Source organism: Altererythrobacter rubellus, assembly GCF_030284385.1.
Lineage (GTDB): Bacteria > Pseudomonadota > Alphaproteobacteria > Sphingomonadales > Sphingomonadaceae > Erythrobacter > Erythrobacter rubellus.
In genome coordinates, this window is record NZ_CP127221.1 from 693,365 (window position 1) to 707,961 (window position 14,597).

The following is a 14,597-nucleotide window of genomic DNA, read 5'->3' on the forward strand; positions in this document are numbered from 1 at the left end:
CTGTTTGGCCGTTACGTTACCGTCTCTGGTCTTGGCGGAGTTTGACCCATGGAACTTGTGCTGATCGCGTTGCTGTTCTTGCTTATTGTCTTCCTGCTCATGGCAGTGCGCGTTGTTAAACAAGGTTATGTCTATACGATCGAACGGCTTGGCAGGTTTACCATCGCTGCCCAGCCTGGATTGCACCTGATTATCCCTTTCATCGACCGTGTTGGCCAGAAAGTGAATATGATGGAGCAAGTGCTTGATATTCCGGGTCAGGAAATCATCACTGCAGATAATGCTATGGTCGGCGTTGATGCCGTGGTGTTTTTTCAGGTGCTCGATGCAGGCAAAGCAGCATATGAAGTGACCCATCTTTACCAGGCGATCATGGCGCTAACGACTACAAACTTGCGCACCGTTATGGGCTCGATGGACCTGGACGAGACACTTTCAAAGCGTGACGAGATCAACGCTCGCCTGCTGTCGGTTGTTGATCACGCGACCTCGCCCTGGGGCGTCAAGATCACGCGCGTTGAAATCAAGGATATCCGGCCACCCCATGACATTTCTGAAGCTATGGCGCGCCAGATGAAGGCAGAGCGCTTGAAGCGTGCAGAAATCCTCGAGGCAGAGGGCGACAAGACCAGCGCAATCTTGCGTTCGGAAGGCTCTAAGCAATCGGCAATCCTCGAAGCGGAGGGCAAACGCGAAGCCGCATTCCGCGATGCCGAGGCGCGCGAACGCGCCGCAGAGGCCGAGGCTCGGGCAACCCAAATGGTGTCGGATGCGATTGCTTCTTCAGGCAATCAGGCGATAAACTATTTTATCGCGCAGGAGTATACCAAAGCTGTCGGTAAGTTTGCTGACAGCCCCAATGCCAAGACTATCCTCTTCCCTTTCGAAGCTACGCAGTTGATTGGGACGCTAGGCGGTATTGGTGAGCTGGTTCGCGATGCGATGGATCCGAACCAAGGTGATGTCACAACCGGATCCCGCACTGGTCAACCCCTGCAGAAAGATCGTGCACGAGCAAGCGTGCCGCGGACAGGCGACACATGATGAACGGGCTCGAAGGATTTGATGCGCACTGGGTCTGGATCGCAATCGGTCTGATCCTGGCCGCTTTGGAGATGCTGGTTCCGGGCGTCTATCTGATCTGGCTTGCAATCGCGGCGATTATAACCGGCTTGCTTACTTTGGGTATCGACCTTGCGCTGCCGGCACAAGTCGTGGTGTTCGTTTCTTTGTCATTGATCGCAGCGTTCAGCGCAAAGCGTTTCCTGCGCGATTCCCCGATCGAAAGCTCGGACCCGCTGCTTAATCAGCGCGGCACACGTCTGATCGGTGAAAATGCCTTGGTCACTCAGGCAATCGTCGGTGGTTCAGGTCGCGTCAAATATGGAGATAGCGAGTGGATTGCGCGCGGACCGGATATTGGAGAGGGGGAGCGTGTTCGCATCACCGGAAGCGATGGCACTATTCTGATGGTGGAGCCGTTCAATCTGATCGCTGACAGCCCTGCCGGGGATACTGACGATGCTGGCGGCAAACAGGCCTAGCTAGCAAGCCCTTCGTTGAACCGGCCGTGCTTGCGATAACGGACCATCCATTTGTCTAGAAACAGACCGAGTGGGCGCGGTGTGACGCCAAGTTTCTTGAAACCGGGGTAGTCGCCAGACGCGCAATTGCCTTCTTTCAACATGACCCATTGATCACGATTGATCGGCGTCAAAGGCAATGCAGCGAACACGGCTGAGGCTGTGTCAGGCACAGGCAAGAATGTTCTCTTGCGGCCTTGCGAGTCAGCGATACGCTGATTCAATTCCATCATAGTGATCACTTCCGGACCACCGAGCTCGAAAGTTTTTCCGCCATGCTTGCCTGGATCTTCAAGGGCGTTCGCAATCGCTTCGGCTAAATCATCGACAAAGGCTGGCTGTAGACGTGAACTTGGCCCAAAAACCGGCAGTACAGGCATCATTTGGACCAATCCGGCGAACATGTTTACGAAATTGTCGTCTTCTCCGAACAGCGCCGATGGACGCAGGATCGACGCGTTGACGAAATTCTCACGCACCAATTCCTCGCCAAGCGCATTGGCTCTAGCATAGGTTGAAGCAGAATCCGCATCGGCGCCGATTGCGCTGATATGAACCAGCGCTTCTGCCCCTGAAGCCTTCGCTGCCGAAGCCACTTCTCCGGCGGAATTGCCCATAAGCTGCATCAAGTCGCCACCAAAGCTGCCCACCAGATTGACGACAGCATCTGCTCCGGAAACGGCCCCATGCACTTGGCGTGCATCATTGATGTTGCAGCGGGCAAATTGGATCTGCCCTAAATTGGCAAGCGGCTTTAGCCTGTGGCTCTTTTCCGGATTGCGGCTGGCGATGCGTAGCCGGGCTCCCCGTTCCAAAAGCGCCTGCGCCAGATATTGCCCAAGGAAACCGCTGCCCCCAAACAGAGTTAGGAGTTTGTCCTTGAGCGAAGAGGGGCGGGTCATGTTGCATTTCCGAAAGGTTGCCTGGTCGATTGGCAGCGCATTGCCCCAAGCAGCGCGCGGCCGCAAGTGTTTGGAGGTAGGCAAATGGCGGAAATGAGTCGTTGACAAGGGCCGCCTAGCGGGGCTAACCGCGCGCCTCGCTCGTTCTCGCGAAATATGTTTTGCGAAGAGCCTATGCCCAGATGGCGGAATTGGTAGACGCGCTAGCTTCAGGTGCTAGTATTCGCAAGGATGTGGAGGTTCGAGTCCTCTTCTGGGCACCATTTATTTCAGAAAATTTGATGAAAAACAGAGCATTGTGTTTCTCTGACTATTTTCTATCCACCCTTTTATCCACCTTCTGGGTTTTGCAACCGCAAGCCCTGCGAATGCCTGAACCCGATGTCCAAGCACTCACTGCGCCCGCTTCTTCTCCTCTTGAAATAACCAGCCCAGCGCGTCAGTCTACACCTCGGGCAAACGAGGAGAGTCCATGCGCGACCTAGTCATTATTGCCGCCGCTCTTTTGAGCTTAACGCTTCCTTCGAGTGTTGCAGCGCAGGACTTTGATCGGGGAGTGAGCGCCTTAGATGATGGCGATTACCCAACCGCATTGCGTGAATTTCGCCTACTTGCCGAGCAAGGGAATGCCTCCGCCCAAAACAATCTCGGCGTAATGTATGGCAATGGCCACGGCGTTCCTCAGAACTATGCCGAAGCAGTCCGCCTGTATCGCCTAGCTGCCGAGCAAGGGTATGCCTCCGCCCAATACAATCTCGGTATAATGTATTACAACGGCCAAGGCGTTCCTCAGAACTATGCCGAAGCAGCCCGCCTGTATCGCCTAGCTGCCGAGCAAGGGGATGCCTCCGCCCAATACAATCTCGGCCTAATGTATGACAACGGCCAAGGCGTTCCTCAGAACTATGCCGAAGCAGTCCGCCTGTATCGCCTAGCTGCCGAGCAAGGGAATGCCTCCGCCCAATACAATCTCGGTTTAATGTATGCGAACGGCCAAGGCGTTCCTCAGAACTATGCCGAAGCAGTCCGCCTGTATCGCCTCGCTGCCGAGCAAGGGAATGCCTCCGCCCAAATCAATCTCGGTGCAATGTATGGCAATGGCCAAGGCGTTCCGCAAAACTACCAGCTTGCTTACATGTGGTTTAGTCTAGCTGCCGCTAAAGGAGTTGAGAGAGCAGCGTCAGATCGAGACAAGGCAGCAGGCAATATGACCCCTGAACAGATAGGCCGTGCCCAGCAGCTTTCAGCCGAGTGCTTCAACCGGAACTATCAGGGGTGCGCAAAATGAACCCTGACCTCGCCGCGCGCGTTGAAGGAGCATATCGCAAGTGCTCTGACCTGCGCGAGCGCAACAATGGCGATGGGACATTCACGATAGACGCGGCTAAGATGATGGCGTTGATTGAACTCAGAAATCTGGCACCTGATGTGGTGCTGGCACTGCTTAGGGAGGAGAATTGATGAAAACTTTTTCTATATTATTAGTCGGCGTGGCTTTGATCGGATGCTCAAGTGATCCAGTCGAAGATAATTCGACGGCAAATGAAAGCTCTCCAGCAAATGAAATCCCAAAAAAGTTTCACGGAGTTTTCGATAATAGTGAAGCCGGATGTTCCTTTCGCTATAGCGATGGTCGACTAACGATTTATAAGGACAGCATAGTTTTCTACGAGTCCGCGGGTGATGTAACGGGTGATGTCGTCCGAGAAGGCGATAACCGCATTCAAGTCAGCTTAAACATGCAAGGCGAGGGCGACACTTGGACAGATTATCGTTCCTACGAGCTTTCCGAAGACGGTCAAAAGTTGACAATCAAGACCGAGGATTATGAGTTCGAGAAAATTCGCTGTCCTTAAAGGCAGGCAGGAATTCTCTTTCAGGACGACCTCACCGCATCAAACAAGCTTAGCTCACCTTCTAGGCAGCCTGCGTCATGCCCAACGCGCCGCCTGAGCTGACTAAGGCTCTCACCTTTCTTGCGCATCCATACCTTGCAGCCAGGGTTATCCCAGCCGATCTCAGATAGCCCGAGAATAGTCTCATCTTCCTCAAGGTTATCGGTCGCCACTAAGTCATCCATAATGATGGCTTCTCTATACCCTCGAGACGGCTGCCGCTGCTCCAGCCGCTTTAGTCGGGAATGGAAACTCATGCCGCTGCTCCTTGCTCCAACGCCGTTAAGCGGGCCTCTAACTCACATGTCTCGATCAGGGCTTTGTGAGCCGTCAGGAGGCTTAAGATACGCGCTCCCTCATCAGGAGTTATCTCGCCATCAGAAACAGCCTCTAGAATGCTTGTAGAGGCATTCACGGCATCTGAGGCAGTCTTCACCTTCGGAAGCTTCACAGAGACCGTGCGGTCTTTCTTGGGAGGGGCAATACGGTCCAAGCAGAGACGTAGGGCAACTGTATCGCCTGTAAGGGCCATCTCAACCGCTTTGCGAGTAAGACCTTCAGCCTCGCCTTCTAAGAGCGCCTCAACGGCCTTTGTGACCTTGTGACGAGAACCGGCTTTGCCACCGCCAAGCTTGTTGCCTTTGGCGAAGGTTCCGTTCGGTTTACGGTCGGAATGAACAGGGGCTTTGGGCATGCGCTATTATAGCACATTATGTCCCACGCTACACAGATCCTGAGTAGGTCAATAAACGGTTTGACATATCACAGCAGGTTTGCGCACTCTCGTGTAACCGCATTTAATAATCCGTGGAGGTTCGATGTGGCTTTAATCGATTGTCCAGAGTGCAATTCACCGATTAGCGATCAATCGGAAACTTGTATTAAATGTGGCTTTCCCACACGTGAATTTTTTCAAAATAACATTAAGGAAAAAGAACTTAATGATTATCTCGAAACTCTAAATGGCGACCTAAATTTTGAGATAGGATCGCAGGTTGTGAACTGGGGAGGAGATGCTGCAATCAAAGGTGAGGCTACATTTGAATATGGTGAATTAGGTCAGGTCGAGCCAGGAAAAGTCGAGATTATACGCCATGACAAGGGCATAAAAATTGTAAACTCTGCAATGAGTTCGCATAAGGACTACTCGATTTCGTATCGACAAATGTTGGATGTATGCCAGATACCTGCCCAAGAGTTAGTTCGGGAAGAAAAGTCTGTAATTGGGCGCGGAGTTGTTGGCGGGGTGCTTTTGGGTGGCGCAGGAGCTGTTGTCGGCGCTCTCTCTGGGCTGGATAAGGACAAACTTAAAAAGCTGACTATTACAGAAATCTATTTTTACGATCCGAATAGAAATGAAATTCGGATAATTGTTTTTCGGTCCCAACGCGCTCCCTCTTTGGCTTTCTTTCGTAAAGTGGACTCCGAAAGACTGCCAGAAAGTGAATACGCGAGACGCCTTATTGAAGATCATCCAGGCTTAGCGATGCCATGCCCAGCATGCGCAAAGTCTATGCCGGTCGGCTCATTTAATTGCCCTCACTGCGAAACCACTTTCAGTAAGGACGAAATCAAAAAAGCTATAAGTGAGAATAGTCCAAACATTTTACCCGGATGCTTGGTTGCAATCGCAGCAATCGTTGGATTGTTCTTATTGGTTAACTAGCAATCTCAAGAACACCAGCCATTCGTCCTCTGCAATTCAGGTAAAGGCACGCTATCACAGTCAACCGATCCGTCATCAGAAGCTGGTATTAGAGACGGCGATCCGCAAAAATAGGGTGGGATGTTTCCAACGGCGTCCACGCCATCAGAGCGATCCTTGATTTCACAAATAACTGAAAAAGCATGCATATTTCTCTGATCCGTATCAATTCTTTCCCATGCTGACTGTTCGACCTCAAGGTAAACTTGCTCGCTATTATGGTAGGCCTCTGTCTGTAATGTGCGCTGCCGCCTACTGGCGCAATCAAACTCAAAAAGCACATCGGAATATTTTGAACTCGGGAGCGGGTTGGTTATTCGCAGCCATGCCCTTTTGTAGCTCAAATTCTCGTTGATCGTCGCTTTGTCCATAAAGGCGCAAGTTCGGTCGTTTTCAGATTGAAACAAAAATACCCAACCTTGATCACGATCTTGATCTTCCTGCGCTTCACATCCTGCCAAAAGGAGAGGGCCCGCGAAAATAAGAAAATTATGCCATTTACTCATTGCAATATCCGAGAGAATTCTAGGTTCGAAAATCAATATGAAACTCTTACGAGTTCTAAGAACCGTTATTGTTGGAATATATCTTTAACACCGCCTCATCTGGAAGTCGGTCTATCCCATCGTGTCCCCCAATGTCATAGTAGCCAATGTCTTCCAGATAGTCGTCCCACGACTGGTCACTCGGGAACACGCCTTGCCACTCACAATGGATGCCCGCTTGCCCTTGTGACTCCTCAAGGTAGCCGACAAGACAATTGCGTCCAGATGTGGATTTGATGTTCATCGCTCCGGCGCATTGATAGAATAAATCACCCTGCTCAATGACTTGGGCGAGCAGATGACGGGTGAACTCTATTCTCTGTTCGTCTGTGATTTCAGCATCATCATCCAATGCGTAATGATCTACTAAATATTGATCGCATGCTTCAGGGAGCGAGCACCACGGGGTCAGATAAGGGCTGCCTACTGCAACTGCTGCAACGTCGCTTTGGGTCTGCTCATAAGCATCTTGGCTTTCCGAAAACCACGCTTTGATCTTATGAAAGCCCGCGGGAACAGGCCCTCCATCGAGCGCGTAATCGACAAGCTCATCCCTTGATTGCCACAGTTCCTTTGGGATGATCAGCTCAGTAGTCATACAAAACCTCTCACCCTCCCTGGCTCTAGAGTTCAATAGAATTCGAAAAATCGGAGTTGCTCAATTTGACCAGAAATGCTATCGAAAAAGTGCATCAAGAGTAGGACATAAAGTCCTCGCCAACCTGCCCAGCCCGGGCAAGGTGGTCACCCGAAAAGGGGATGTGGCCGGGCGGCAACCACTAGGGCTTATCCGGCAATATCCGTTTCGCGTGAGCTTTCGATGCAATGCATTGGAGCACACATGGTGACTAAATACACTGCCAAGGGCAATCCGTACAAGGAGCCGCCCTACACGGAAGAGGAGATCCTCGAGGGCGCGCGCCGCGCCAACGGCGGGGTGATGGCTTTTAGTAGCCTGCGACATCCACGCAAACCTGTTCCCGCCCTCAACAAAGATAACGATAAGGAGCCGACCCGTGGTTAAAGTATATACAAAGGACGGGTCTGCCTTTCATGAGCCGCCTTATACTGAACAGGAGCATTTGGACCTTCAGCGTTGGATGAATGGCGGTGTAGTTAGATTCAGCAGCCTCCAGCATCCCCGGCAACCCAAAAAAACCAGAGAAAGTGAGGCCTGAGATGGAGGTTCACGATCTCGATCGCGCTGAGCTAGGTCACCAGAGAATGCCGCAGTATTACAGCGGAGGCACCATTCCGAAGTGTGACATCAAACCTGATGCGATGAATGACCTGATAGCCGCCCGTCTAGCGCGGCTTCAGGCTTGTGACCCATGGAGCTCGGAGAAGGCATACCATCGAGAGAGCCTCGAAAGACTATGCGAAGCACATGGCTATCTAGGTTTCTGGGTCGACCCCCGAGACTATCTTGTCCACCGCGTAGGGCAGTCGTTTCTCTACGATGTGCCCATCGACAAGCGGGGCAATCTAGCGCCCTTTGCCGGCAAGCGCGTACGCGTGGTCTGCCTTCATAGTGGTGCATTCAGACGGCATGTCCGCATTGGTGCGGTGGGAGAAGCCCAAACCAGAAAGACCCAGCGCGCAAAGAAGGCCGATAAGCCTAAGAACTCAAGGCCGCCGCTTCCCCGACGTTTGGGGAAGGATGAGTTGGTCAGTACGCCGCACCTTCTCGCCCGCTTCTCTGGGTTTTTTATTGGCATGGGGCATCGCTATAATCACGGTCTCAGGTGGCAAGCCGCTGTCTGGTATGCTCGGCGTTTCAGAGAATGGACAGGTTCTTGGCCGCAGGGCACGCACGATTTCATCATCAAGTATGGCCCTACGGACGAGTTTGAGATCCGCGCACCGTTCGGCGGCAAGGAGGGATACTGCGAGATCAGGCTACACTTTGAGGCTCGACCAGCCGGAGCGGCATTCGTCGAGGGCGATGCAGAGGTCGGTTTCAACTGGTTTGCAATGCCTATTGATGATCTGCTTGAAGGCGTGAATTAAACCCCCCTTCACTCCTGCCTAATATCTAGCTCAAGGTTTCCAACTAAACTCGAGTGTTTCGGCATCAGTAGGGAAGCCTTGGGCCAGATAGGTTACCTTAATGGTTTCGCCCGGCGCGATTACCTTTTCATTTGATACAATATCTTGAGAAAAAATGATCTTCTGGTGCTTGTCTAACATGACAAGCAGGATTGTGGGGACCTCTCGAATGACCGTGCCGTTGTTTGTAATATATCCAAAGCCGGATAAAACCTTTGAGTTGGTGCCGGGAACGGGTCGTAAGTCCTGTTCGTCAATGTCGAATTCCAGTTTGAGCCCCTGTATATCGGGCGACATATAGGCTTGCTCAGGAGCGTTTTTCGGCTGGCCATAGGTCCCAGCGCAGGAGGAAATGGCGATACACAAAGGCAGCCCAAATATCATAGAACGGAGACGAGCCATTCAATTCCCCCTCGAAATTTACAACAATACATTCTACAAAGATCATCTTCATTTCAAGACCCTTGTTTGACAACTGAAGGTGGGTCATTTTGCCTATATGGCTGGCAGGAAAAACATCCTCGTACTAACTGGTGCGGGCATCTCCGCTGAAAGCGGACTTGCGACCTTCAGGGGCGAAGGTGGTTTGTGGGAAGGCCACCGCATTGAGGATGTCTGTACGCCTGATGCTTTGAGCAAGAACAGGAAACTGGTGCATCGCTTTTACGACGAGTGTCGTTCAAACCTAAGGCTCGTAAAGCCAAACGCTGCCCATGCGGCGCTGGCCAAGCTGGAGAGGCACTGGACCAGTCGGAATAAGAGTGACTTTCTTCTCGTCACACAGAACGTCGATGACTTGCACGAGCGTGCCGGTTCGCACAATCTGATCCATATGCACGGAGAATTGAAGTCGGCTCTGTGCGAAGATTGTGGGGGTCGCACACCATGGCATTTGCCTATGGGAGAGTTTGAGCGCTGTAGTTTCTGCAGGCGGGGTTATTTGCGGCCCGATATCGTGTTCTTCGGTGAGCTGCCTTACCAGATGGATCGCATTAACGAGGCTCTGCGATCCTGCGATTTGTTTCTGTCTATCGGCACTTCAGGCACCGTCTACCCCGCGTCTCAGTTTGTAATGTTCGCCAAGGATGCGGGAGCTGAGACCCATCAGTTCAACACCGAACCAGCAGACGGCAGTCATCGCTTCGACACGTGCCATGTTGGCCAGGCAGGAAAGATGCTACCTGAATTCGTGGATGAGTTAATCGGAGTGTAGCCCGTCGGTTAACGCGAGCATTTTCAGCAACCACCATCCACGTCGCGCACAAAGACCCCTTACCCCCTTATAGATCTGACTGGGTAATAATTGAAAGGGGGTACCCTCCAAATGTCAGAAATGGGACCCACGCTTCCTCACGGACCACTTCTCTGGGGGCTTGTCTTGGCGATAATTGTTGTGTTGCTAGTGCTTCTAGGTTGGTGGCTAGTGGGCAATTGATAATGATAGGCATTAAGCGTTTCTGGTTGCTACTATCTTGCCTGTCCTTTTTCTCGTGCGGAAGCGTTTCAAACAGTGATCGTTCGGGTTCTCCTTTTGACAGGTTTGAGAAACCTAGTTCGGCGAACGAAGTAGAAGCAGTCACCTCGGCAGAGCAACCGCTCAGGCTATCGAGGGACACTGAGCCCAACCGACTTGGGCAAGTTTTCACCTCTGATACTATGGGGCAAGCGCTCAACAAGTTTCAAAGATGTGGGGATGTCCGCTACACATGCGTGGTCGACGGAGACACGCTTTGGCTCGAAGGCGTCAAAATAAGGGTGGCAGACATCGACACCCCTGAAATAAGTCAACCTCAATGCGCCTCAGAAAAAGCGCTTGGCGAGCAGGCTACTGAGCGTTTTATTCAGCTGTTGAACGAAGGTCCCTTTATGGTGGCTGCTATATCTGGCTCAGACGAAGACCGTTATGGCAGAAAGCTCAAAGTTCTCTTGAGAGACGGACAATCTCTGGGTGACCAACTAGTCGCGGAAGGTCTCGCCCATAGGTGGAATGGACGTCGATTGTCTTGGTGTTGAATTGTATAAGAATGTCAGAACTATCAATCTTAAACTTTGAGTTTGGCCTGAGCCCCGATTGCGACGACGACAATGCCGGTTGGCTCGAGGTAATCTTGGTCCGGGAAAAATGGAGCAACTGCTAAGACTGAAAGGCTTACAGTCCCATTTCAGCTTTCAACATTGGAATTAACGCTGGAGCCGATGCGGGTCAGACGATCTTTCACTGCCACATGCACCTGATCCCTCGCAGAAAGGGTGACGTTGACGAACCCAGAGGGGGCGTGAGAGGCGTGATCCCGAGCAAGCAGCGATATTGAATGGCAACAGGCATAAGCCTATTACGCACACCAACAACACAAGAGGGTATGGGATGAAATTGTTAGGCATTGTCGGAGCGGCCCTTCTTATTGGCGGTGGCGCTTATGTGGGTTCCCCGTATTTGGCAGCAAGCAACCTTAAAGATGCAGCCATAAGCGGGGATGTCGACCAGCTTGAAGCGAACGTCGATTTTCCCGCCGTTAGGGAAAACCTCAAATCCCAATTATCAGTCGCTTTGACGCAGCAGATGGAGTCAGACCCTGATTTTCAGGGCAATCCGTTTGCTGGTCTGGCGTCGATGATGATCCCTGCCTTCGTCGACAAGGCAGTTGATACTTACGTCACCCCAGATGGTTTGTCCGCCTTGGTGCAGGGCAGTGAACCGAGTGAGGAAGGGACTGCTGCCACCAAAGGGACCGAGGAAATAGAATACACTTACGAATGGGTTAATGTTGACCGTTTCAAGGTGAATATGACCAATAAGCAAACCAATGAGCGTGGGCCAACCTTGGTCTTTGATCGGCGCGGTTTCGCTTCTTGGAAGCTCGTGAAGGTTGATGTCGGTGATAGCTTTGCCGCCTTAAATTGACCTTGGCAGAGATGTTATCTCCAGCAAACAGGCAGGCTCAATGGCAATAGCGAAGGTTCTGTTCGGTTTTCTATCGGTGTTTGAAGGGGCTTTGGGCTTGCCCTCTTATAGCATAATTTGAGCGGCCAGCTAAGCCGCATAAAACATGCCAACCAGATAAGACCAAACACTCGCTAAGCAAAACACTCAGCGTGTCTCAATTTATCTGACGACGGACATATGCTTACTATTCTGCGCATGACGACACTCTGCCGGATCTCATTCATCGATTTCAATCATGACCTCGTTCCGTCGCATGAACGGTAGCGTCCAAGGTGCATTATAAAAGGCGAATGTCGGCTGACCTATAGGCCGCAAATCTTCCCGTTTGAGATAGTCGAGCAACTGCCCAGTGTGTTTATCGAGTGACGACTGGTTGCCAAAACCTGAAAACTGAACCGCGGCAAACCGACTAGAGGGCACTTCGATTAACTGAACTTCTGGATTTACCGGCTGAGGGAGCGTTGCCATCGTATATTCCGAAGGCATGACAAACCGAACTTTCCAAGATGTCCCATCGCTCTGTTGAGTGACCGGCGTAGTCATAGCAATCGTCTCGTTCACCTGCTGTGTTACTGGAGCGGTCATTGCGACATTTTCTGAGGCAAGATTATTACCGAAGATATAGTCTGCGATTATGCGAAACCCACCTCGGATGGCATCTTCGCGTTCGCCTTCGACGTTCGCTTCGGCAACGATCATTGCTCCATATCGACGAATTTCGATCTGCCCTTCTCTGGTGACCACTTCGTAGTCAGGAGTTTCGACGTTATTGGCCACAAGGCTCCAAACAAAAGCTGCTAGAAAAACGAGGACGCTCATCGCAGCTAAAATGATCATAAGCTTTCTCATATGCAGTCTTGTTGCTTACCGCGCCGATAGAGTCCAGCCGGAGCGCAACGCGATGCAGGCTTTCCTGGCCTATATCCTCCAGGCCTATGAGATGCAGGGCATTCGCGAGCTTGCGCCCAGCCGCATCAGCGACTTCCTCCAAATCCGCTACGGCGGCACTAACGATGCTAAGCGCAAGCTAGGTTCGGTGGGCGTAATTCGTGGTGCATTCCTCGATATTCAGAAGCACCTGTTTCAACAAACAGGTGAGAACCAGTAAGGGAGCTCCACTTACCTCCCGGTATCATATTAAAGGCTTGAGGCTGCCTAAACCAAGTGGCCGAGGCTCTCTATCGTTAGCAAAATACCCTGACACCCTACGGCGAGGCCAGCAAATGCGGCTGCCCGCGCATTTAATGATGTTGGTAAAACTTGGCCTGCTGTTTCACCAACTGGTAACCTGCAATCTGGACGAGAAACACTTGTCACTTAGGCTGCGAAGCGGCATGCGAGCTATGTGAGAGGAGTGGTAGTTTATGTCGCGATCAAATGGTCCATTAACCGGTCTTAGAGTTGTTGAGTTCGTAGGGATCGGGCCTGGCCCCCATGTGGCGATGTTGCTGGCCGATCTGGGCGCAGAAGTTGTCAGGATCGAGCGCCAAGGCGGTCAAATCATGAACCCCGTGGTTGAACGCGCGCGGCACCGGGTCGCAGTCAATGTGAAATCAGAGCAAGGCAAGAAATTCTGCCGCGACGCGGTGGCTAATGCCGATGTCCTTCTGGAGGGGTTTCGCCCGGGCGTCATGGAGCGCCTTGGCATGGGCCCCCAAGAGATGCTCTCGATCAATGAGCGACTGGTTTATGCCCGTATGACTGGCTGGGGCCAGGAAGGCCCGATGGCGCAGGCTGCCGGTCACGATATCAACTACATCGCAATTACCGGTGCGCTTTCTGCTGTCGGTAAGTCCGGTGAAACAGCGACCCCGCCGCAAAACCTTGTCGGCGATTTTGGCGGGGGATCAATGTATTGTGCGTTTGGTATTCTTGCGGCGCTTTATGAGCGAGAACGCTCGGGCAAAGGCCAAGTCGTCGACGCGGCCATTGTGGATGGTGCGACAAGTCTGATGAGCTTCTTTTTCGGTGTGCGGTCTCGGCCCTATCTCACCACAGAACGCGGGCAAGGCATGCTAAGCGGCGCGGCGCATTTCTATCGTTGTTATGAATGTGCTGACGGGAAGGAAATTTCAGTCGGCGCGATTGAACCCCAGTTCTACGCCGAGCTTCTGGAGAAGGCAGATGCTCCGGCCGAGCTGCGCGAAGGGCAAATGGATCCGCGCAATTGGGATGAGTATACCGATAAACTTGCGGCGCTGTTCAAGACCAAGAGCCAGTCTGAATGGAGCGAACTTCTGGAAGGAAGCGACGCTTGTTTTGCACCTGTGTTGGCGCTTGATGAGGCGCGCAACCACCCACACATGAAAGCGCGCGGAGCATATGAAGAGCGCGAAGGTGTCTGGCACACCGCGCCGGCTCCACGCTTTAGCCGTACTCCCGGTACGATCCGCGACAGTGTTGAGGATGGTGCAGACGTTGTCGCCCGCTGGAACGGGGAAGGGTAGAGGTCATGGCGGGCAAGTACTTTGATCAATGGCAGATTGGGGACCGGATCGAACACGAGATACACCGGACTGTAACCGAGACCGACAACCTGTTGTTCTCGACCATGACGCACAACCCGCAGCCACTGCACTTAGATATTGAAGCCGCCAAGAAGAGCGGTTTCGGGCAGATCTTGGTCAATTCTACCTTCACGTTTTCGCTGCTGGTGGGGCTTTCGGTTGGAGATACAACGCTCGGCACGCTGGTCGCCAATCTAGGATTCAACAATGTCGTGACGCCAAAGCCGGTCTTCATCGGTGACACTTTGCGGGCATCGAGCGAAGTGAAGGATCTGCGGGAGAGCAAGTCGCGCCCTGAAGCGGGAATCGTGACTTTTGTTCACGAGATGCACAATCAGCGGGACGAAGTGGTTTGCCGCTGTGAACGCTCTGCCCTGTTGCTGCGCAGCACAGGCTGACGCTACGGCAAAGGCGGGGTAACCGCCTCTCTCTTGACGCATTCCCCCTGATGCGCGCACACTCTGCAT

The 14,597-nt window shown here is 52.4% G+C and carries 21 protein-coding genes, 1 tRNA gene, 1 pseudogene and 1 riboswitch; of the genes and pseudogenes, 16 read left to right on the plus strand and 7 right to left on the minus strand.

Annotation, left to right across the window (positions count from 1 at the left end; translation table 11 throughout):
• The first annotated feature begins 48 nt into the window (after positions 1 to 48).
• The gene (locus QQX03_RS03420) at positions 49 to 1,044 is read left to right on the plus strand and encodes an SPFH domain-containing protein (RefSeq protein WP_285976479.1); all 996 of its coding nucleotides are present in this window, start codon (positions 49 to 51) and stop codon (positions 1,042 to 1,044) included.
• Positions 1,041 to 1,544, plus strand: coding sequence for an NfeD family protein (locus QQX03_RS03425; protein ID WP_349665847.1), 504 nt, complete (start codon positions 1,041 to 1,043; stop codon positions 1,542 to 1,544). Before QQX03_RS03420 ends, QQX03_RS03425 begins: the two co-directional genes overlap by 4 nt.
• On the opposite strand, the gene QQX03_RS03430 is transcribed toward QQX03_RS03425, so the two are convergent.
• Complete coding sequence (locus QQX03_RS03430; protein WP_285976480.1) at positions 1,541 to 2,485, minus strand: complex I NDUFA9 subunit family protein; 945 nt, start codon at positions 2,483 to 2,485, stop codon at positions 1,541 to 1,543. The two genes, QQX03_RS03425 and QQX03_RS03430, sit on opposite strands and share 4 nt — an antisense overlap.
• 176 nt (positions 2,486 to 2,661) lie before the next feature.
• Here QQX03_RS03430 and QQX03_RS03435 point away from each other — a divergent pair.
• The 4 genes from QQX03_RS03435 (at position 2,662) to QQX03_RS03450 (ending at position 4,341) form a co-directional block, all read left to right on the plus strand.
• A tRNA-Leu gene (locus QQX03_RS03435) sits at positions 2,662 to 2,748 on the plus strand.
• 209 nt (positions 2,749 to 2,957) lie between these two features.
• The gene (locus QQX03_RS03440) at positions 2,958 to 3,773 is read left to right on the plus strand and encodes a tetratricopeptide repeat protein (protein ID WP_285976481.1); all 816 of its coding nucleotides are present in this window, start codon (positions 2,958 to 2,960) and stop codon (positions 3,771 to 3,773) included.
• Positions 3,770 to 3,946: a hypothetical protein gene (locus QQX03_RS03445; RefSeq protein ID WP_285976482.1), complete on the plus strand. Its 177-nt coding sequence runs from the start codon at positions 3,770 to 3,772 to the stop codon at positions 3,944 to 3,946. The genes QQX03_RS03440 and QQX03_RS03445 overlap by 4 nt, the downstream gene beginning before the upstream one ends.
• Positions 3,946 to 4,341, plus strand: a complete 396-nt coding sequence (locus QQX03_RS03450; protein ID WP_285976483.1) for a hypothetical protein — start codon at positions 3,946 to 3,948, stop codon at positions 4,339 to 4,341. The genes QQX03_RS03445 and QQX03_RS03450 overlap by 1 nt, the downstream gene beginning before the upstream one ends.
• Before the next feature lie 20 nt (positions 4,342 to 4,361).
• Here QQX03_RS03450 and QQX03_RS03455 read toward each other — a convergent pair whose 3' ends face one another.
• Both QQX03_RS03455 and QQX03_RS03460 read right to left on the minus strand, forming a co-directional pair.
• On the minus strand, positions 4,362 to 4,637 hold the full coding sequence (locus QQX03_RS03455; RefSeq protein WP_285976484.1) for a hypothetical protein: 276 nt from the start codon (positions 4,635 to 4,637) through the stop codon (positions 4,362 to 4,364).
• Complete coding sequence (locus QQX03_RS03460; protein WP_285976485.1) at positions 4,634 to 5,074, minus strand: hypothetical protein; 441 nt, start codon at positions 5,072 to 5,074, stop codon at positions 4,634 to 4,636. The genes QQX03_RS03455 and QQX03_RS03460 overlap by 4 nt, the downstream gene beginning before the upstream one ends.
• A 126-nt stretch (positions 5,075 to 5,200) precedes the next feature.
• On the opposite strand from QQX03_RS03460, the gene QQX03_RS03465 reads away from it, so the two are divergent.
• Positions 5,201 to 6,046, plus strand: a complete 846-nt coding sequence (locus QQX03_RS03465) for a hypothetical protein (protein ID WP_285976486.1) — start codon at positions 5,201 to 5,203, stop codon at positions 6,044 to 6,046.
• 5 nt (positions 6,047 to 6,051) lie between these two features.
• On the opposite strand, the gene QQX03_RS03470 is transcribed toward QQX03_RS03465, so the two are convergent.
• Together QQX03_RS03470 and QQX03_RS03475 are read right to left on the minus strand one after the other, a co-directional pair.
• Entirely contained in the window at positions 6,052 to 6,591 is a 540-nt protein-coding gene (locus QQX03_RS03470) for a surface-adhesin E family protein (protein ID WP_285976487.1), read from the minus strand.
• A gap of 55 nt (positions 6,592 to 6,646) precedes the next feature.
• Positions 6,647 to 7,228: a hypothetical protein gene (locus QQX03_RS03475; RefSeq protein WP_285976488.1), complete on the minus strand. Its 582-nt coding sequence runs from the start codon at positions 7,226 to 7,228 to the stop codon at positions 6,647 to 6,649.
• Positions 7,229 to 7,314: 86 nt separating this feature from the next.
• A riboswitch (SAM-I-IV-variant riboswitch) is annotated at positions 7,315 to 7,420 on the plus strand.
• A 51-nt stretch (positions 7,421 to 7,471) separates the two neighbouring features.
• Here QQX03_RS03475 and QQX03_RS03480 point away from each other — a divergent pair.
• The gene (locus QQX03_RS03480; protein ID WP_285976489.1) at positions 7,472 to 7,654 is read left to right on the plus strand and encodes a hypothetical protein; all 183 of its coding nucleotides are present in this window, start codon (positions 7,472 to 7,474) and stop codon (positions 7,652 to 7,654) included.
• A 200-nt stretch (positions 7,655 to 7,854) separates the two neighbouring features.
• The gene (locus QQX03_RS03485) at positions 7,855 to 8,640 is read left to right on the plus strand and encodes a hypothetical protein (protein ID WP_285976490.1); all 786 of its coding nucleotides are present in this window, start codon (positions 7,855 to 7,857) and stop codon (positions 8,638 to 8,640) included.
• Between the two features lie 30 nt (positions 8,641 to 8,670).
• Here QQX03_RS03485 and QQX03_RS03490 read toward each other — a convergent pair whose 3' ends face one another.
• A complete protein-coding gene (locus QQX03_RS03490) occupies positions 8,671 to 9,081 on the minus strand; it encodes a hypothetical protein (protein ID WP_285976491.1) in 411 nt (136 codons plus the stop codon).
• A 97-nt stretch (positions 9,082 to 9,178) separates the two neighbouring features.
• On the opposite strand from QQX03_RS03490, the gene QQX03_RS03495 reads away from it, so the two are divergent.
• The 4 genes from QQX03_RS03495 to QQX03_RS03505 all read left to right on the plus strand — a co-directional run bounded on the left by QQX03_RS03495 (position 9,179) and on the right by QQX03_RS03505 (position 11,581).
• Entirely contained in the window at positions 9,179 to 9,892 is a 714-nt protein-coding gene (locus tag QQX03_RS03495) for an NAD-dependent deacylase (protein ID WP_285976492.1), read from the plus strand.
• Positions 9,893 to 10,335: 443 nt separating this feature from the next.
• Positions 10,336 to 10,692 (plus strand): thermonuclease family protein, encoded by a 357-nt coding sequence (locus QQX03_RS03500; RefSeq protein ID WP_285976948.1) that lies wholly within the window; start codon positions 10,336 to 10,338, stop codon positions 10,690 to 10,692.
• A 161-nt stretch (positions 10,693 to 10,853) separates the two neighbouring features.
• The gene (locus tag QQX03_RS11490) at positions 10,854 to 10,991 is read left to right on the plus strand and encodes an HIT family protein (RefSeq protein ID WP_349665859.1); all 138 of its coding nucleotides are present in this window, start codon (positions 10,854 to 10,856) and stop codon (positions 10,989 to 10,991) included.
• A gap of 53 nt (positions 10,992 to 11,044) precedes the next feature.
• Positions 11,045 to 11,581 (plus strand): DUF2939 domain-containing protein, encoded by a 537-nt coding sequence (locus QQX03_RS03505; protein ID WP_285976493.1) that lies wholly within the window; start codon positions 11,045 to 11,047, stop codon positions 11,579 to 11,581.
• 258 nt (positions 11,582 to 11,839) lie between these two features.
• Here QQX03_RS03505 and QQX03_RS03510 read toward each other — a convergent pair whose 3' ends face one another.
• Complete coding sequence (locus tag QQX03_RS03510) at positions 11,840 to 12,460, minus strand: SOUL family heme-binding protein (protein ID WP_285976494.1); 621 nt, start codon at positions 12,458 to 12,460, stop codon at positions 11,840 to 11,842.
• 64 nt (positions 12,461 to 12,524) lie between these two features.
• On the opposite strand from QQX03_RS03510, the pseudogene QQX03_RS03515 reads away from it, so the two are divergent.
• The 3 genes and pseudogenes from QQX03_RS03515 to QQX03_RS03525 all read left to right on the plus strand — a co-directional run.
• A pseudogene (locus tag QQX03_RS03515) lies at positions 12,525 to 12,731 on the plus strand (hypothetical protein); the annotation flags it as partial.
• 256 nt (positions 12,732 to 12,987) lie between these two features.
• A complete protein-coding gene (locus tag QQX03_RS03520; RefSeq protein ID WP_285976496.1) occupies positions 12,988 to 14,070 on the plus strand; it encodes a CaiB/BaiF CoA transferase family protein in 1,083 nt (360 codons plus the stop codon).
• A gap of 5 nt (positions 14,071 to 14,075) precedes the next feature.
• On the plus strand, positions 14,076 to 14,528 hold the full coding sequence (locus QQX03_RS03525) for a MaoC family dehydratase (protein WP_285976497.1): 453 nt from the start codon (positions 14,076 to 14,078) through the stop codon (positions 14,526 to 14,528).
• The last annotated feature ends 69 nt before the right edge of the window (positions 14,529 to 14,597 follow it).

Coding starts and splice junctions, on each gene's coding strand:
- QQX03_RS03490 (WP_285976491.1), bottom strand. CDS start 9,081: ATGGCTCGTCTCCGTTCTATGATATTTGGGCTGCCTTTGTGTATCGCC.
- QQX03_RS03440 (WP_285976481.1), top strand. CDS start 2,958: ATGCGCGACCTAGTCATTATTGCCGCCGCTCTTTTGAGCTTAACGCTT.
- QQX03_RS03425 (WP_349665847.1), top strand. CDS start 1,041: ATGATGAACGGGCTCGAAGGATTTGATGCGCACTGGGTCTGGATCGCA.
- QQX03_RS03480 (WP_285976489.1), top strand. CDS start 7,472: ATGGTGACTAAATACACTGCCAAGGGCAATCCGTACAAGGAGCCGCCC.
- QQX03_RS03495 (WP_285976492.1), top strand. CDS start 9,179: ATGGCTGGCAGGAAAAACATCCTCGTACTAACTGGTGCGGGCATCTCC.
- QQX03_RS03420 (WP_285976479.1), top strand. CDS start 49: ATGGAACTTGTGCTGATCGCGTTGCTGTTCTTGCTTATTGTCTTCCTG.
- QQX03_RS03445 (WP_285976482.1), top strand. CDS start 3,770: ATGAACCCTGACCTCGCCGCGCGCGTTGAAGGAGCATATCGCAAGTGC.
- QQX03_RS03460 (WP_285976485.1), bottom strand. CDS start 5,074: ATGCCCAAAGCCCCTGTTCATTCCGACCGTAAACCGAACGGAACCTTC.
- QQX03_RS03525 (WP_285976497.1), top strand. CDS start 14,076: ATGGCGGGCAAGTACTTTGATCAATGGCAGATTGGGGACCGGATCGAA.
- QQX03_RS03470 (WP_285976487.1), bottom strand. CDS start 6,591: ATGAGTAAATGGCATAATTTTCTTATTTTCGCGGGCCCTCTCCTTTTG.
- QQX03_RS03505 (WP_285976493.1), top strand. CDS start 11,045: ATGAAATTGTTAGGCATTGTCGGAGCGGCCCTTCTTATTGGCGGTGGC.
- QQX03_RS03485 (WP_285976490.1), top strand. CDS start 7,855: ATGCCGCAGTATTACAGCGGAGGCACCATTCCGAAGTGTGACATCAAA.
- QQX03_RS03500 (WP_285976948.1), top strand. CDS start 10,336: ATGGGGCAAGCGCTCAACAAGTTTCAAAGATGTGGGGATGTCCGCTAC.
- QQX03_RS03450 (WP_285976483.1), top strand. CDS start 3,946: ATGAAAACTTTTTCTATATTATTAGTCGGCGTGGCTTTGATCGGATGC.
- QQX03_RS03430 (WP_285976480.1), bottom strand. CDS start 2,485: ATGACCCGCCCCTCTTCGCTCAAGGACAAACTCCTAACTCTGTTTGGG.
- QQX03_RS03510 (WP_285976494.1), bottom strand. CDS start 12,460: ATGATCATTTTAGCTGCGATGAGCGTCCTCGTTTTTCTAGCAGCTTTT.
- QQX03_RS03520 (WP_285976496.1), top strand. CDS start 12,988: ATGTCGCGATCAAATGGTCCATTAACCGGTCTTAGAGTTGTTGAGTTC.
- QQX03_RS03475 (WP_285976488.1), bottom strand. CDS start 7,228: ATGACTACTGAGCTGATCATCCCAAAGGAACTGTGGCAATCAAGGGAT.
- QQX03_RS03455 (WP_285976484.1), bottom strand. CDS start 4,637: ATGAGTTTCCATTCCCGACTAAAGCGGCTGGAGCAGCGGCAGCCGTCT.